15 protein-coding genes are annotated in these 16,365 nt (G+C 71.7%); 1 reads left to right on the plus strand and 14 read right to left on the minus strand.

All coding sequences use genetic code 11. The annotated features are described in order from the left end of the window. The first annotated feature begins 143 nt into the window (after positions 1–143). Positions 144–1,724, plus strand: coding sequence for an MFS transporter (locus tag ABZ848_RS04300; RefSeq protein WP_360825013.1), 1,581 nt, complete (start codon positions 144–146; stop codon positions 1,722–1,724). A 61-nt stretch (positions 1,725–1,785) separates the two neighbouring features. Here ABZ848_RS04300 and ABZ848_RS04305 read toward each other — a convergent pair whose 3' ends face one another. From ABZ848_RS04305 to ABZ848_RS04370, 14 genes are all read right to left on the minus strand, one after another. Next, complete coding sequence (locus ABZ848_RS04305) at positions 1,786–2,955, minus strand: lactonase family protein (protein WP_360825016.1); 1,170 nt, start codon at positions 2,953–2,955, stop codon at positions 1,786–1,788. Positions 2,956–2,971: 16 nt separating this feature from the next. Next, positions 2,972–3,850, minus strand: coding sequence for an ABC transporter permease (locus ABZ848_RS04310; RefSeq protein WP_360825019.1), 879 nt, complete (start codon positions 3,848–3,850; stop codon positions 2,972–2,974). A gap of 31 nt (positions 3,851–3,881) precedes the next feature. After that, positions 3,882–4,910, minus strand: a complete 1,029-nt coding sequence (locus ABZ848_RS04315; RefSeq protein ID WP_360825022.1) for an ABC transporter substrate-binding protein — start codon at positions 4,908–4,910, stop codon at positions 3,882–3,884. 14 nt (positions 4,911–4,924) lie between these two features. Next, entirely contained in the window at positions 4,925–6,514 is a 1,590-nt protein-coding gene (locus ABZ848_RS04320; RefSeq protein WP_360825025.1) for a carboxylesterase family protein, read from the minus strand. Between the two features lie 33 nt (positions 6,515–6,547). Continuing rightward, positions 6,548–7,243 (minus strand): GntR family transcriptional regulator, encoded by a 696-nt coding sequence (locus tag ABZ848_RS04325; RefSeq protein ID WP_360825028.1) that lies wholly within the window; start codon positions 7,241–7,243, stop codon positions 6,548–6,550. 62 nt (positions 7,244–7,305) lie between these two features. Continuing rightward, positions 7,306–8,166, minus strand: coding sequence for an amidohydrolase family protein (locus ABZ848_RS04330; protein WP_360825031.1), 861 nt, complete (start codon positions 8,164–8,166; stop codon positions 7,306–7,308). Between the two features lie 14 nt (positions 8,167–8,180). Beyond that, positions 8,181–9,173 carry an ABC transporter substrate-binding protein gene (locus ABZ848_RS04335; protein ID WP_360825034.1) on the minus strand — a complete coding sequence of 331 codons (993 nt, stop codon included), beginning with the start codon at positions 9,171–9,173 and terminating at the stop codon, positions 8,181–8,183. Positions 9,174–9,216: 43 nt separating this feature from the next. Continuing rightward, positions 9,217–10,077: a hypothetical protein gene (locus ABZ848_RS04340; protein WP_360825037.1), complete on the minus strand. Its 861-nt coding sequence runs from the start codon at positions 10,075–10,077 to the stop codon at positions 9,217–9,219. After that, positions 10,074–11,249: a DUF3500 domain-containing protein gene (locus tag ABZ848_RS04345; protein ID WP_360825040.1), complete on the minus strand. Its 1,176-nt coding sequence runs from the start codon at positions 11,247–11,249 to the stop codon at positions 10,074–10,076. The genes ABZ848_RS04340 and ABZ848_RS04345 overlap by 4 nt, the downstream gene beginning before the upstream one ends. Before the next feature lie 20 nt (positions 11,250–11,269). Then, positions 11,270–12,169 carry a hypothetical protein gene (locus tag ABZ848_RS04350; RefSeq protein ID WP_360825044.1) on the minus strand — a complete coding sequence of 300 codons (900 nt, stop codon included), beginning with the start codon at positions 12,167–12,169 and terminating at the stop codon, positions 11,270–11,272. A 14-nt stretch (positions 12,170–12,183) separates the two neighbouring features. After that, positions 12,184–13,845 (minus strand): thiamine pyrophosphate-binding protein, encoded by a 1,662-nt coding sequence (locus ABZ848_RS04355; RefSeq protein ID WP_360825047.1) that lies wholly within the window; start codon positions 13,843–13,845, stop codon positions 12,184–12,186. Next, positions 13,842–14,897 (minus strand): amidohydrolase family protein, encoded by a 1,056-nt coding sequence (locus ABZ848_RS04360; RefSeq protein ID WP_360825050.1) that lies wholly within the window; start codon positions 14,895–14,897, stop codon positions 13,842–13,844. The genes ABZ848_RS04355 and ABZ848_RS04360 overlap by 4 nt, the downstream gene beginning before the upstream one ends. 32 nt (positions 14,898–14,929) lie before the next feature. Then, on the minus strand, positions 14,930–15,778 hold the full coding sequence (locus ABZ848_RS04365) for an aldolase/citrate lyase family protein (RefSeq protein ID WP_360825053.1): 849 nt from the start codon (positions 15,776–15,778) through the stop codon (positions 14,930–14,932). Then, complete coding sequence (locus tag ABZ848_RS04370; protein ID WP_360825056.1) at positions 15,756–16,349, minus strand: SRPBCC domain-containing protein; 594 nt, start codon at positions 16,347–16,349, stop codon at positions 15,756–15,758. The genes ABZ848_RS04365 and ABZ848_RS04370 overlap by 23 nt, the downstream gene beginning before the upstream one ends. Positions 16,350–16,365 lie beyond the last annotated feature (16 nt).

Genomic DNA, 16,365 nt, shown 5'->3' on the forward strand with positions numbered 1-16,365 from the left:
AGTCCGCCTGCGTTTTGTTGCCCGGACCGTCCGTGCAGGTCCGAGGGCCCTTCTCTGAAACCCGCCGCTATACGCGGTGTATGGTGAACCGATGTCGCTATACATCGTGTATAGCGAGGAGCTGTTTCGCCTGGAGCCGGTTGATGAGCACCGCAGTGAACGAGTCGAGTCCCACGGGCCTGTCGCCCGCGTCCCGCCGCCAGGTGCTGAAAGCGCTCAGCGGCCTGTTTCTCGCCCTGTTCGTCTCGACCCTCAGCAGTACGGTCGTCTCCAGCGCCCTGCCCAAGATCATCGGGGCGGTGCACGGGTCCCAGACCCAGTACACGTGGGTCGTCACCGCGACGCTCCTCACCACGACGGCGACGACGCCGATCTGGGGGAAGCTAGCCGACCTCTTCAGCAAGAAGACCCTGGTCCAGGCCGCCATGGCCTTCTTCATGCTGGGCGCCCTGGCCTCCGGGATAAGCCAGACCGCCGGTCAGCTGATAGCCGCCCGCGCCCTGCAGGGCGTCGGTGTGGGAGGCGCCCAGGCCCTCGTGCAGATCGTGCTCGCGGCCATGATCCCGCCCCGCGAACGCGGTCGTTACAGCGGATACCTCAGCAGCGTCACGGCCACGTCCACCATCGGTGGCCCGCTGCTGGGCGGCGTCGTCGTCGACACCTCGTGGCTCGGCTGGCGCTGGTGCTTCTTCCTGGGCCTGCCGCTCGCCGTCCTCGCCCTCCTGCTGCTCCAGCGGACGCTGAACCTCCCCGTGCTCCGCCGGGAGAACGTGAAGATCGACTACCTGGGGGCCGCCCTGATCGCCACCGGCGTCAGCGTGCTGCTGATCTGGGTGTCCTTCGTCGACAACTCCTTCGCCTGGGCCTCCTGGCAGACCGCGGTCATGGTCGCCGGCGGGCTGGCCCTGATAGCCGCGGCCGTGTGGGTCGAGTCGCGCGCTCCCGAGCCGCTGGTGCCGCTCGCCATCGTGCGGCAGCGCACGACCGCGCTGGCGATCCTCGGCAGCCTCTCCGTCGGCACGGCCATGTTCGGCGCCTCGGTCTTCCTCAGCCAGTACTTCCAGCTCAGCCGCGGCCGCACGCCCACCGAGGCCGGCCTGCTGACGATCCCGATGATGGCCGGCATCCTGATCGCCTCCACCATCGCCGGCCGGCTCATCAGCCGCACCGGGCACATCAAGCCCTTCGTCGTCACCGGCGCCGTACTCCTCACGGCCGGCTGCGCCGGACTCGGCGTCATCGACCACCGGACCCCCATGATCTTCCTGAGCGCGGCGATGCTGTGCGTCGGCATGGGAGTCGGCATGACACTGCAGAACTTCGTCCTCATGGTGCAGAACACCGTCCAGCTGAAAGACGTCGGCGCCGCCAGCTCCACGGTCTCCTTCTTCCGCTCCCTCGGCGGCACGATCGGCGTCTCCGTCCTCGGCGCCGTCCTCGCCCGCCACGTCCAGGACCAGATCGCGAAGGGCGCGGCCGCCGCGGGCGTGACCCCGACCGGCGGCAGCACCGACGCCACCACGCAGTCGCCCGCGATGCGCGAGATCGTCCAGGTCGCCTACGGCGACGCGACGGCCCAGGTCTTCCTGCTCGCCGCCGCCGCTGCCGTACTCGCCGTCGTCGCCGCCGTCCTGCTCAAGCCGGTACGACTGCGCAGCAGCCTCGACCTGCCGGAGAAAGCGGCGGTCCCGGCTCCCCGTCCGGTCGCCGGGACCGCCGACTGAGGCCGGAGGAGGAACGCGGGTCCGAGCTCGTCGAACTACTCCTTCGGTGAGACGCTGGGCGTCAGTGGTGGCAGAAGGTGATGCAGTCGGGCTTCGGTACAGGCACGGACGTGCCGGTGGCCGTCAGCAGGCCGGAGCGCGGGTCGATGCCGAAGAGGTCGACCGTGCTGCTCGCTTCGTTGGCGACGAACAGCCAGCGTCCGCTGCTGTGCACCGAGAAGCTCCACGGTGTGGTGCCCCCGCAGGGGATGCGCTGGACCTCCGTGAGGAGCCGGCTCCTGCGGTCCGTCGAGAAGACGACCAGGGCGTTGTCGCCGCGGTTGGAGATGTAGACGAAGCGGCCGTCACGGCTGATGGCCAGCTCCGCGGCGCTCGTGGTCCCGGTGTGGCCGGGCGCGTTCGTCGGGAGAGTCTGACGGAGCGTCAATAACCCTTGCCGCGCATGCCAGTTCAGGGTCTCGATGTCCGCCGTCAGCTCGTTCAGGAGGTAGACCGTGGTGCCGTCGGGGTGGAAGACCAGACGGCGCGGGCCCGAACCCGGTGCGGTGGCGTAGGCGGCGGGACCGTCCGGTGTGCCCGTCGACAGTGTGCGTGTGGTCCGGTCGAAGCGGTACGTGAAGACCCGGTCGGCGCCGAAGTCCGCGACCAGTGCGAACCGGCCGCTCGGGTCGACGACCACGTGGTGGGGGTGCGGTCCCTGCTGCCGTGGGTTCGGTCCGGAGCCGGTGTCCTGGACCACGGAGGCCGGGGGCGCGAGTTCACCGTCGCGGCCGATGGGGACCGACACCGCCGTACCGGCCGCGAAGTCCGCGACCAGGAGGGTCTGTGAGCGCTGGTCGACGCCCATGTAGGAGAGGCCGCCGCTGCCGGTCGGCACGCTTTCCGTCGCGATCTCGCCGAGTCGGCTCAGTGCCCCCGTGGCCCTGTCGATGCCGAACCAGCGGATGAATCCGCCCTGTTCGCTGCCGGCGACGTACAGGACGGGGTGGGTCGGATGCGCGGCCACCCAGTTCGAGGTGACCTCGGCCACCGGCCCGAGGGGTGACAGGGTGCCCTGGACCGGGTCGAAGCGGAGCGCGTGCACCTGGCCCACACCCCAGGTGCCGACGTAGAGGAGGTCCTCGGTTCGGCTCGGGGCCGCCGAGGCGGACGGCGCGGCGGTGAGCAGCGGGACCGCCAGTGCGGCGCCCAACACGGCTCTGCGGGTGGGGACTTGCCTGGTATCGCTCATCGGGCATCCGTTTCTGTCAGCGGGGCGGGGCCGGGCGCGGTGTCCGGCGGCGCGCCGCGAGACCGAGGCGCTTGAGGGCGTAGGTGTCGAGCGCGGTCAGTGCGCCGTTCAGGATGAGCGTCATCGCCACGAGGATGATCAGGCCCGCGAACTCGCTCGCCGCGTCGAGGTTCTGGGCCGCGGTGAACAGCTGGTGGCCCACGCCTTCGGAGGAGGCGATGAACTCGCCACCGATGACGCCGAGAATAGCGAGGGGCCCGCCCGTCTTGAGCGCGGCGAAGAACGGTGCGGCAAGCGTCGGGATGGTCACGTAGCCGAGCACATGGTGCCTGCGCCCGCCCATCACCTGGACCACCTCGACGAGTTCACGCTCCCGCAGCCGCAGCCCGAGGTAGACGTTGTAGAAGACCACGAAGGCCACGCCCGTCATCGCGATCGTGATCTTCGACCAGGCGCCGATGCCGAAGAAGAGCAGGAACAGCGGGGCGAGAGCGATCTTCGGGATGCCGTTGAGGGCCGCGACGAGCGGTTCGAGGACCCGTCCCGCGAGCGGGAAGGAGCCGAGGAGCAGGCCCGTCACGGTGCCGGCGGCGACGCCCAGGCCGAAGCCGGCCAGTACCTCCACGGCCGTGACCCTGATGTCGGTCCACCCGGCCTGCGAGCCGAGCAGGCCGGACAGGGCGTGCGCCACGTCGGTGGGCCTGCTGACGGCGTACTCCGGTACGACGGGGCCGCTCATCACCTGCCACAGGACCACGGCGACCACGATCACCGCGAAGCGCAGCAGCACCACGGTGGCCGTGCCCCGCCAGCGGTCGTTCCCGCGGCGCGGCGGCCCGGCCGGGGCGGTGTCGGATGCGGACGTCGTCACGGCGTTGTCCGTAGCGGTCGCCATGGTTTGCTCCTCACGGTTGTGTCGGGCCGGGTCATGGCAGGTACTTGTTGGTCCAGTCGTCCGAGGAGACCTTCGCGTCCGGGACCGCTCCGATGTTCTTGACGAACGCCACGGTCTTCGCCAGGCCGGCGTCGGTCAGCTCGTCGGTCCGCGGCCACTCGACCTGGGCGATGCTGCTCTGCAGCACGTCGTCGGGTGCGCCCGGCATCGTCTCGCGGGCCGCGCCGAGCACCTTCTCGTCCTTCTCGTGAGCGGCGATGTACGCGGTCGCCTGCTGCACGGCCGTGGCGAATCCCTTCACCGTGGCCGCGTCGGAGTTCGCGTAGCTCTTCTTCACCACCACCAACTGGCCGTATCCCGCGTCCTCGTAGGCCCACTGGGGCACCTTGAGCGGGTCGGCGACGACGATGCCGTCGCCGTCGTGCTGGACCTGGAGCGGGATCGGCTCGGAGGTGACGAACCAGTCGATCTCGCCCTTGGTGAGGGCGGCCTTGTCCGCGGCCGGGCTCGGCAGCGAGACCCACTTCAGCTTGGCCGGGTCGACGTCGTGCGCCTTGAGGAAGAGCCCTGCCTCGGCTTTGGTGTTGGCCGAGCTGGCGCCGGCCGTGGAGTCGGCCAGGGCCTTCGCGACGTCGTCGGCCGGGGTGTCGGCGGTCAGGTCGTGCTTCTCGGCGAAGTCCTTGCCGACGACCAGCCCGAGCGGGTTGCCGCCGCCGTTGGTGCCGACCGCGAGCTGCGGCAGACCCTTGGAGAGGGCGGCGAGGAAGTTCGTCGGGCTGTCGTTGAGGAACTGCACCGAGCCCGACTCCAGGGCCGAGGTACCGGTCGCGGCGGTGAGGGTGACGTACTTGACCTTGAGGTTCTGCCGGTCGAAGTAGCCGTTCCGCTCCGCCACGCGGATGGACAGGTCGAAGATGTTGCCGCCGACGCCGACCGAGACGGTGGTCTTCCCGTCCGAGCCGACCGAGGAGGAGCCGCCGCCGCAGCCGGTGAGCAGGGCCGCGCCGAGCACGGCGGCGGACGTCAGCGCGAGGGCCCGCGCCCCGGTGTGGTTTCTCATGGGAACTCCCTTGTTCACCAAGCCTGTTGGGTGCCGAAGAAGCGGATCCAGAAGTCGGTGCGGGCCGGATCGGCCACGGGGATCGGGCGGAAGTGCGCGCCGATCTCCATGACGGTGCCCGCGTCGGGCGCGTAGGCCGGCCAGTGGGGCAGGCCCGGGCCGTTGGGGTCGCCGGTGGCGGCGAAGTTCGTCCAGTACGAGGAGACGGTCTCCGCGATCGCGCGGTCCTCGTCGGTCCAGGGCGGGGTGCCCGGGACCGGGTTGCCGAAGACGTAGTCGATCTCGGAGCCGTGTCCGGCACGGCGTACCGCGGACCCCGGGACCGGGGCGCGGTGGGTCCAGAAGTAGGTGCGCACGGGACGGGTGGCGTGCCGGGCCCACTCGGTGCCCCAAAGGTGCGTGGAGACACGGGAGTTGTCCCGCGCCGCCGCGCTGGAGGCGGCCGCCGCCTCGTCGTCCGTGGTCGCCGGGTACAGCTGTAGGAACTCGTCGGCCAGCGCGCCGAACTTCACCTGCGCGGCGGCCCGGTGGGCTTGCAGCGTCAGGTGTACGGGCGGAGCCCCGGGACGGGTCGCCCGCCGGCCGGTGCGCAGCGCGGCGACGGCGGCCTCGGGGACCGCGCCGCTCTCGTCGAGGTTGTTCCCGGCGAGATAGTGGACGTCGTTCTGCAGGCCCTTGGCGTATGTCTCCTCGTAGCCGGCCGGGATCACCCAGCCGTCCACGACGGGGCGGAACAGCGGAGGTCCGGCCGTACCACCGGTGTGCACCGCCTCGTCGACTGGATGATGGCCGTCGACCAGCTTCCGCCAGGGCAGGGCCCGCAACTCCCGCGCGGTGCGGGCGCCGTGCTCCCGCGCGTACCGGACGCCGGCGGCCTCGGCGTCCCGCGGAAGCCGGTAGGAGGTGGCCAGGTAACGGAGTTCCGGGTCCCGCGCGTGACGGGCGTGGCTCTGGGCGATCGCCCGGTGGAACAGCCCCTGGGCGAGCGGGGACATCGCGAGGAAGTTGACCGCGCCGGCGCCCGCGGACTGTCCCGCGACGGTGACCCGGCCGGGGTCGCCGCCGAAGTTCGCGATGTTGTCGCGCACCCAGCGCAGGGCGGCGACACAGTCGAGCAGCCCGTAGTTGCCGGAGGCCTCGTGCCCGGACTCGTCGCTCAGCTCGGGAGTGGCGAGGAAACCGAAGGCGCCGAGCCGGTAGTTGAAGGTGACCACGACGAGCCCTTTGCGGGCGAGGTTCTCCCCGTCGTAGCGGGGGTGCGCGCCGGTGCCCTCGCGGAACCCGCCGCCGTAGATCCACACGAGCACCGGACGCCGCTCCTCGGCCGAGTCCGCGCCCGTCCAGATGTTGAGGTTCAGACAGTCCTCGCTCATGGGCACGTCGACGCCGGTCGCGGCAGCGTCGGTGGGTGCCTGCGGGCACATGGGGCCGAAGAGGCCGGCCCGCCGTACCCCTTCCCAGCGCAGCGGCGGGCGCGGCGGGCGCCAGCGCAGCTCCCCGACCGGCGGGGCGGCGTAGGGGATGCCGCGGAAGACGGTGACCGAGCGGTCCCGGCCCCGGATGCCCTCGACCGGGCCGGACTCGGTGTGCGCGGCGTCACGCACGGGGGCTCCTTCCCGCCCCCGAGGGGCCGTCCGTCAGCCGGCCGGCGGTCCCGGGGGCTTGTCCAGCAGCAGTGCCCGGCGGGCCGAGCCGACGTGGTGGCGCATCGCGGCGACGGCCGCGTCGGGGTTGCGGGTGACGACGGCGAGGAAGATGGCCTGGTGCTCCTCCAGCGACCCCGACCGCGGATGGGGGGCGGAGAGGTTGCGGTACTGGCGCATCACCAGCGGATAGAGCAGCGTGTCGTAGGCGCGGGCCAGCGTGTGCTGGTGCGCGGCCTGCTTGATCTGCTGGTGGAAGCGCCGGTTGCCCCGCGAGTAGGCGTCCTGGTCGCCGCGCGACTGCGCCTCCTCCATCTCCGCCAGGGTCTGCCGCAGGGCGGCGATCTCCTCGTCGGTGGCCCGCTCCGCCGCCTTCCCGGCCAGGGCGGACTCCAGCGTCTCGCGGGCCTCCAGGATGTCCGCCGCCTCCTCGACGGAGAAACTCCTCGTCCGCACACCCCGGTTGACCTCGCTGGTGACGTAGCCCTCCTGGGCCAGGCGCACCAGCACCGAGCGCATGGTGCTGCGCGACACGCTGAACATCCTGGTCAGATCCGCTTCCGTCAGCCGCGTGCCCGGGGCGACGCTCCCTGACAGCAGCAGCGACCGAAGCCCGTCGTACGCCTGGCTGTAGCGGGTGGTCGACGCCTTCGCCCCGCCCGCGACCTCGCTGGTGTCGCCCTGCTGCACCTTGACCGTCCCTGTGTCCCGTGAGGATGAGATCCGCGGCGGGAACCCTAGCCGACCGCACGTCAGCGCCCCGATCCGGCGAGCGCCGGATACAGCCGTCGGGCCGTTCCCGCGAAGATCTCCGCCCGTGCCGACGCGGGCAACGGCGCCAGGACGCCGCGCGCCAGGCCGACGAGTTCCGGGAGCGACTGCTCGGCGGCCGGACAGTTCGAGCCCCAGGCGACGCGGCCGGCGCCGAACGACTCCACGACGGGGGCGAGGAACTCCACGGCCTCCTCGCCGGCGTCCCGGAGGGGTTCGAGATTGCGGTGGGTGAGCTTCAGATACAGGCCGGGATGGGCGGCGAGCTCGGCCACCTCCTTGCCGGCCCGCCCGGGGGAGGCGGCGATGTCGGGGTAGCCGAGGTGGTCGAGGAGCACGCGTACGTCGGGGAAGCGCTCCAGGACCTCGACGAGCCGGCGTGTCGCCGGGCCCAGCCGCATCTGGAGGCAGACCGGGACGCCCAGTACGCCGGCCGCGTGCCAGAACTCGTACGTCTGCGGCGCGGCGAACCACTCGCCCTGCTCGGGGACGGTGCTGCCGCTGGTGAACAGCCGCACCCCGGCCAGTCGGCCGTCACCGACGGCGGCGCCGAGCCGTGCGGTCGCGTCCGGCGCGAGCGGGTCGAAGGTGCCGACGGCGAGGAAACGGTCGGGGCGGCGGGCGCGGCTGTCGGTCACGTACGAGTTGTCGTAACCGTAGGCGGTGGTGGCCTGTACGAGGACGGACTGGGCGATGCCGGCTTCGTCCATGCGGGCGGCCATGCCGTCGGCGGTGACCGGGCGGGAGGCGGCCCAGGCGGACGCCTTGCCGCCGAGGGGGGACCACGGGTACCTGGCGCGGTCCTCGGAGATGACGTGGCAGTGGGTGTCGACGATGTCCATGGCTTCGGCTCCTGTCAGGCGTCCGGGTACTCGCCGTCGGCGAACAGCGCCCGCGGCTCGCCCGGGAAGCCGGCGTCGAGCAGGCCCTGGTCGCGGGAGTGGCGGACGAGCGCGGCCAGGCTGCGTTCGTTGGCGGCGAGGCCGTAGGGGACGGGGTCCCCGCCGACCTGTCCGGCCTGGCGGGCGAAGCGGGGCAGGGCCGTCCACCGCGGGTCGGCGGCCAGCTGCCGTCGCTTGGCCTCCGCGAACGCCGCGTACAGCGCGGTCGGCAGGCCGGGGTCGCGCTCCACGAGGTCGGCACGGAACGCGATCAGCGAGTGCAGCGGGTAGACGCCGGTACGCAGGTACCAGTCGGCGGCGACCACGTCGTCGTGCGGGAACAGGGGGTACGGTCCCTCGCCCCCGGCCGCTGCCGGACCGGCCGTCGTGCCGCCCGTCGTCCAGCCGGCGCGCGGCGCTCCCGCCCTGCCGGTACCCGCGTTCCCGGTGAACGCGGCGTCGATCTCACCGGCGCGCAGGAGCTCGCCGAGGGAACGGCCGTCGGTGGTGCGCTCGACGTTCGGCGGGACGCGGCCCGCCACGTGGTCGTCGTCGTCCACCACCCAGGTGATCTTGTCGACGTCGACGCCGTACTCCTCGTGGAGGACACCACGCGCCCACACCCCGGTGCTCACCGAGTAGGCGCGCACACCCACCCGGCGCCCCTCCAGATCGGCCGGGGTCCGGATGCCGGAGCCGGCGCCGCACTGGATGTCGCCGTGGTGGAAGCGGCGGTTGAGGAAGACGGGGATCGCGGTGAGCGGGACGCCGGCCTGCCGGGCCATCAGGTAGGAGACCGGCGCGAGTTCGCACACGTCGAACTCCAGGTCGCGGATCATCCTGCGATAGGCGCCGATGACCGGCCGGACCCGCACCTCCTCGACGAGATAGCCGTCCAGGGAGGCGGTGCCGTCGAGCAGGGCCCGTGCGTGGGGGTAGTCGCCGACGACCACCGAGAGCTTCTCCATCTCCTGCCTTTCACGCGATTGCGGATACGTCGGTCGGGCGCGCTCAGCCGCCGAGGCGGGCCGGGGCGACGCCGAGGGCCGTGCAGGACCGCTCGACCAGGTCGTCGAAGTCGACGGGGCGGGGGAGGACTTCCTGGTCCAGGGCGTAGGCGGCGGCCTGGGCGACCGGGCCGCGCAGCGCCGCGAACCCGACGGGGTGGGAGCCGTCGGCCCCGGTGACGGCGCTCAGGGCGTCGTAGGCGGCGAGGACCGCGTCGCGGTGCTCGCGGGCGGCCGCTTCGGTGACACCGACGACGTGGTTGACGGGGGTGAAGCCCCTGCGCGCGGACCACTCGGCGGCCACCTCGCGCGCGTCCGCGATCGCGGTGCGGATACGGTCGTCGTCCGGCAGTTCGTTGCCCATGATCCCGAAGTCGATGCGCCCGTCGAGGAAGTCCGCCTGGAGGCGGGCGCCTTGAGGAGCGCGGGTGACCCAGTCGGGGTCGTCGGCGCCGTCCACGTGCGCGTCCTCGTACGTCCGCCAGTCGACCTTGCGCAGGTCGACGCCGTACTGCTCGACGAGGAAACCCCGCACCCACACGCCGGTGGTCTGGCTCCAGGAACGGACGCCGACCGTGCGCCCCTCGACGTCGCTCGCCGTCAGGTCGCCCAGGGTGACGAGGGTCTGGTGCTGGGGGCGGGCGAGCGTGGTGACCGGCAGCAGGACCAGCGGCCGGTCGTGGGCGACGGCCTGGAGGAGGGTCACGACGGCGAGTTCGCACACGTCGACGTCCGCGTCGTTGACGAAGCCGCGGGAGGCCTTGTGGACCGGCCGCACATCGAGCCGTTCGACCGGGGTGCCGGTCTCCCGCACGGCCGTCTTGGCCGCGGCGGCGAGCTCGTCGCGGCCCAGGACCAGCTTCATGACTGACTCCTCGTGGAATTCTGGGACTTGGTGGCGTGGAAGCGCTCGTGGTGCTGTCGCAGGAGGTCGACGCCGTAGTCGTTGCCGTTGGGGGTGCGGACGACGGTGTGGATGTGGCGGCGCGACGGCACGTCGTTGTCGAACATCACCCCGGCCTGGTGCTCGAACTCGACGAGCAGCACCGGGCTGTGGATGCGGTAGTAGAAGACGCCGTCCGGGGCCGGGTCGCCGATCCAGGCGAAGTGGGTGTCGGCTTCGTGGGCGAGGACCTCGTCCATGCGGACGCGGGCGTGGCCCGGGTTCGCCCGGTCCGTGTAGAGGGCGATCAACTCCCGTGCGATGGCCCGCTGATCGCCACTCAGCGTGCCCAGGGGCACGCCCTCGTAGGAGAGCTCGTAGTTGTCCCGGAACGCCCCGACGAACAGGTCGGGCGGCAACTCCTCGCCGATCACGGCCTGTTCGCGCTCACGTGGGGCAAGGCTCGCGAACAGCTCGTGTCCCAGGGCCTCTTCGCGTCGGAAGACGGTCGTCCCCGCGTACTTCCCGGATTCGGCGACCACCGGCTCGGCGCCGAGGAACGTGGGGGTGAGGACCATGTGGTCCCCGACGAGCACGCAGTTGACGTTCACGTGGTGGCCGTCGAGCTGCCAGCCGAAGGGGCCGCCGTGCCCGGGCTCGCCGTAGACGGTGAACCAGTACAGCCACTCGTTGAGCAGGTCCGTCTCGCCGCGCAGTTCGCCGATCGTGAGGTTGAGGTGCATCAGGTCGACGATCTGTGTGAACCCGGCCTCGCTGAGGCTAGCCCGGACGATGTCGAGGGCGCGTCGACGCCCGGTGTCGTCGAGGTCCTCCAGGCACAGGCCGTGGCGCAGGAAGTAGCGGGCCCCGTTGGCCCAGTGCCGCCAGGACACGTCGTCCATGGGCATCAGGCCCTCGGTGAGTTCCTTGGGCGACAGCGCGGCCAGGTAGTCCTCGGTCGCACGGCGGATGCCGGTGGTGTCGGCGCCGGTGGCGGTGAGCGGGAACAGGCCCGGCCGCACGCCGCCGGGTGCGGTCACCCCGCGGAACGGCTCGGCGGCCGCCCGACGGCGCCACTCGACCTTGGCCAGCAGCTCAGGCGTCCATGCGGACGGTTCGCGGGTGGGCGCGGCACCGCGTTCGCGCAGTCCCATCTCGTTCCTCCTCTCCGTGGTCAGGCGGCCAGGAACGCCGCGTCCTTCTCGATGCGGGCGAGGTCGACGGGCGTACGGACGACCCGCTGTTCGAGGGCGTACCGGGCCGCGATCTCCAGGCACCGGGCCAGGGAGTCGCTCCAGCCCGCGGCGACCGCACGCCCGGCCGGTGCCCCGTCGTGCTCTCCCGAGGTGACGGTGATGGCCCGCGCGAGCGCCCGGTACAGCGAAGTCACCGCGTCCGGCGCGGACTTGAGGACGTCGTCGCGCACCACGAGCAGGTGGTTCGCCGGCACTGTGCCGTGCCGTTCGACCCACGCCTCACCCGCGGCCTCGGCGTCCTCGATCACGGGGACCAGAGGGGTGCCCTGGACGCCGACGGCCCTGGGACCGAGCACGGCCGCGGACACGTCGCCCGAGCGCAGCAGCTGCGGCACGCTCCCGGCCGAGGACCGTTCGACGAACGCCGGCTCGCGGTACTGGGCGACGTGGGGTTCCTCCGTGGTGACCCAGGTGATGTCCGAGGCGTCGACGCCATAGTCCTCCCGCAGGACGCCCCGCACCCACAAGCCGGTGGTCTGGCTGTAGGAGCGCACGCCGATGCGCTGTCCGGCCAGCCGCCGTGGATCGAGTGCGGGTCCGTCCGGCAGGCGGGTGAGCGAGCGGTGGTGGGTGGAGCCGATCATGACGACCGGCAGGAGGGTCACCGGTACGCCGGCCTCGCGCGCCTGGAGATAGGTGGCGAGGGCCATCTCGCAGACGTCGAACTCCAGTCGGCGCACCATCCGGGCGAACGCCGGGTACAGCGGGGCGACCGTCGGGAAGCGGCAGTCGGCGCCCTCGACCGGAAGGGTGCCGTCCTTGAGGAGGCGGGTGTGCGGATAGTCGCCGAGCAGCACCGACAGCGTCCTGTGCGTCACGTTCGCCTCCCTCCTCACACGTCCTCGCCGAACAGCAGACGGCGGTAAGGGACGCTGCGCACGCTGCGGGTGATGCGGACGTCGACGACGGTCGGACGGGGATCGCGCACGTACTCGGCGAGGGCGGTGCGCAGTTCGTCGGTGGTACGGACGGTGGCACCCGAGCCGCCCAGGGCGGTCGCGACCGGCCCCAGTTCCGGTGTCGGGATCACGGCCAGCTCCGGATCGAGGCCCTTGGCGGCCGACTTGTGGTACTCGGCGCCCAGGCCCTCGTCGTTCATCACGACGACGAGCACCGGGATGCCGTAGCGGCAGGCCGTCTCGAACTCGGGCAGGTGCATCAGGAAACTGGCGTCCCCCTCCACCACGAAGGAGGGCCGTCCGCCGTCCGCGACGATCTTCCCGATGGTGAGCAGCGGAGCCTGGCCGATGGCCCCGAACATGCCGTAGTTGGAGACGACTTCGCGCGAGCGCTGGAAGAGCATGGTGCCGAAGTCGGTCTGGTGACCGCTGCCCAGGACGAGGCCGATCTCGCCGGGGAGTTCGGCGTCGACGACCCGGATCGCCTCGCGCGGGTCGATACGGCCCGGCTCGCTCACGTATCCGCCGGGTTCCTGCCCGGGGGCGGCAAGGCGGCGGCGTACCTCCGCGGTGTGGAAGCCCTCGGCGCGGACCGAGCGCCGGCCGAGCTCCCGCTCCAGCTCGGTCAGCGCGGTGACCGCGTCCGCGCGGAGGTAGCAGTCGGCGGTGGCGCCGTTGCCCATGACCAGGTGCTCCGCGGTGTCGATCTGAACGTACCGGGCCTCGGGGAAGAGGTAGCCGTGCTCGGTGGTGTAGTGGTTGAGGCTGGCTCCGACGGCGATCACGCAGTCGGCCTCCTGGAGCAGGTCCATCGCGGTCCGGTCGCCGTACAGGCCGGAGATGCCGACATGGTGCTCGGTGCGGTCGTACAGCCAGTTCTTCGCCTGGAGGGTGGTGGCCAGCAGGGCGCCGGTGCGTTCCTGGAGACGCAGGATCTGCTCCCCGGCACCGGCCCGGCGGGCCCCGCGCCCCGCGATGATCACGACGCGCTTGCTCGCCTGCACGATGTCGGCGGCGCGGGCGACACGGGCCGGATCGGGCAACGGCCGCTGCTGGTCGATCAGTTGAGTGGACGGTGTGTAGGGGAGGGCGTCCAGGCCGTCGCCGTACTCGTGCTGCTGTACGTCGATGGGGGCGCTGAGCATCACCGGGCGGGACTCGGTGCGCGCGAGGTAGAAGGCCTGCTGGACGGCCTCCTCCGCCTGCTCCGCCCGGGAGAGATGGACGAACCCGCACTCGATCGCGGCGGCGAAGCGGCTCTGGTCGAGGTACTGGGCGGCGGTGCGGTCGCCCCAGGCGGTCTCGCCGCAGAAGGCGACGAGCGGGGTGCGTGCCCGCGCGGCGACGACCATGGAGGTGGCGAGCTGGGTGACGCCGGGCCCGCTGGTCGTGGTGAGGACACCGGGCCGGCCGGCGGCGCGCGCCCAGCCGTCGGCCATGCCGAGCCCGGAGCCCTCGTGGCGCACCTCGTACAGCCGCACCCCGCGCCGGGCCAGGGCGTTCATCCAGTGCATGTTGGCGTCGCCCATCATGCCGAAGACATCGCTGGTGCCCTCCTGGACGAACGCCTCGGCGAGCGCTTCGTAGGCCTTCAACTCGGGCTCCCTTCCGAAGGGTTGCTCTCCAGGACGTTCTTCAGGCGCGGGAACACCCGCAGGGCGTTGCCGCCCTCGATGAGCCGGCGGTCCTCGTCGGTGAGCGTGTCGACGCGGTCGAGGAGGTACTTCGTGTCGTCGAAGCGGTGACCGGTCTCCGGGTCGATGCCGCGGACGGCGCCGATCATCTCCGAGGCGAAGAGGATGTTCCGGGCGGGGAGGACGTCCACCAGCAGCTGCATGCCGCGCCGGTGGTACACGCAGGTGTCGAAGAAGACGTTGTCCAGGACGAGTTCCTCCAGCGGAGGGCGGCCCTGGTCCTGCATGGCGCCGCGGTAGCGGCCCCAGTGGTAGGGCACGGCGCCGCCTCCATGCGGGATGACGAACCTCAGCGTGGGGAAGTCCCGGAAGAGATCCGAGAGACACAGCTGCATGAACACGGCGGTGTCGCCGGCCAGGTAGTGGGCGCAGGTGCCTTGCAGCGCCGGGTTCCGGGACATCGCGACGTGCAGCATCGCCGGGACGTCGAGCTCCGCCATCTTCTCGTAGAGCGGGTAGTAGACCTTGTCGGTGAGCGGCGGAGCCTGCCAGTAGCCGTCGGACGGGTCGGGGTTGAGCAGACAGCCGACGAAGCCCAACTCGCCGACGCAGCGCTCCAGTTCGGCGGCGCAGGCGCGGACCGACGAGGCGAGGGCGTGGCCGGGCGACTGGGGCAGCTGGCCCACGCCGACGAAGCGGCCGGGGAAGAGACCGCAGACGCGGGCGATCAGGTCGTTGCTGACCCGGGACCAGACCAGGCTGGTCTCCTCGTCGCCGTAATGGTGGGCCATCTTCCCGGCACCGGGCGAGAACAGCGCCACGTCGACACCGCGTTCGTCCTGGAGCCTGAGCTGGCCCTGCTCGATGGCGGCCCGGATCTCGTCGTCGGTGATGCGCAGTTCGTCGGGGGAGAGGCGGGCGCAGGATTCCTCGTAGGCCTTGATCTGCCGTTCCCGCCAGCTGCCGAGCGCGGGCGGGGCCGTCGTGAAGTGGCCGTGGCAGTCGATGAGCATGGGTGTCCTTAGGAACGTCGGGTGGTCCGGGGTCAGCCGCGGCCCGTGAGGGAACGGCCCAGCTCCAGCCCCGGATAGCTGCGCACCGGGGCCGACATCAGGAAGCGGTAGCCGTCGTCGAGCACCTGCTTGACGTTGTCGGCGGTGACGTGCGGGTGGCCCACGGCGACGCCCCGCGCGTGGCAGGTGTCCAGCACGCGGTGCTTGCTCTCGGCCATGCGGGGGTGGTCGTACTGGCGGGGGATGCCGAGCTCCTGGCTCATGTCGCCCTCGCCCACGATCACGAGCCCGACGCCCGGCACCTCGTCGAGGATGCGCGGCAGGTTGGCGACGCCGAGCTGGTCCTCGATCATGAGCGCGACGAGGATCTCCCCGTCCGGATCGAGCGGCCACACATCGCTCTTCGCGTAGTACTGCTGGTTGGTCAGGCCCCAGTAGCGGGCCGCGGCGGCCGGGCTGTCGCCGCGCAGCCCGGCGGGTTCGTGGCGCGGGTGGTCGGGCAGCGAGGGGTAGCGGCAGGCGGCGACCGCGTTGCGCGCCTCCTCGACGGTGGCGATGTGCGGCCACACGACGCCGTACGCGCCGAGATCGAGAACCTGTTTGGCGTGCCACTGGGCCTTCTCGGCGCCGTTGGCGGGGATGCGGACGAGCGGGGTGAGGCCTTCGGCGTCGGCGATCCGACGCCGGTTCAGGAGGTACTGGAGGCTGTCGCGGAGCGCGACGACGTCCCAGGGCTTGTGCTCCATCTCGAAGACCAGGGCGTCGTAGTCGGTGGTGGAGAACTCGATCGCGGCGGCCGGTTCGGCCGGGGCGAAGCACGCGAACACGTGCTGTCCGGCCGCCAGGCCGGCGATGACCCTATTGAGCCGTTGTACTGTCACGGGCGGCCCCCTTGCCGGATAGCAGACGCGACCACCAGGTCTTGATCCGGAGAAGCAGTGGCCGTCTTGCTGACCTCACGTCAACTCTTGCTTGAGCAAAGCCAGTTGATGTTTTCTCGGGCTCGGCGCAGCGCTCGATCAGCTCGGCCGAGAAGTCCCTGGCCATGCGCGTGACCACGGCCCCGGCGCCGGATTCGATGAGCGGCGCGAGTTTTCCGGAGAGCCTCACCTCGCCGTGCGTCGTCACGCGCGAGCCGCCCGTCGCCGGGTCCTCGACGACCTGGAACACGGCGGTGCTCGTGAAACGGGTGGCACCCTGGCCGTCCCGGCCGCGCGCCGTGAGACGGCCGGAGCGCTCGGACTCGTCCAGCTCCAGGGCGACCCGGGCGGAGAACCTGACCCGGATCCCCCCGAACCCGACGACCAGGGACCCGTCGAAGCTGCCGTCGTCGTGCGCCCGGCCGAGTTCGGCGCCGCGGATGCAGGAGACGACGGCGGCGGGGTCGGAGACGATCTCCCACACGCGTTTCGGCGGGCTCGGTACGGTGATCTCTTCCGCGATCGGTATCAAGGCGTCACCCTCGTTT

Source organism: Streptomyces sp. NPDC047081, assembly GCF_040643775.1.
Taxonomy (GTDB): domain Bacteria; phylum Actinomycetota; class Actinomycetes; order Streptomycetales; family Streptomycetaceae; genus Streptomyces.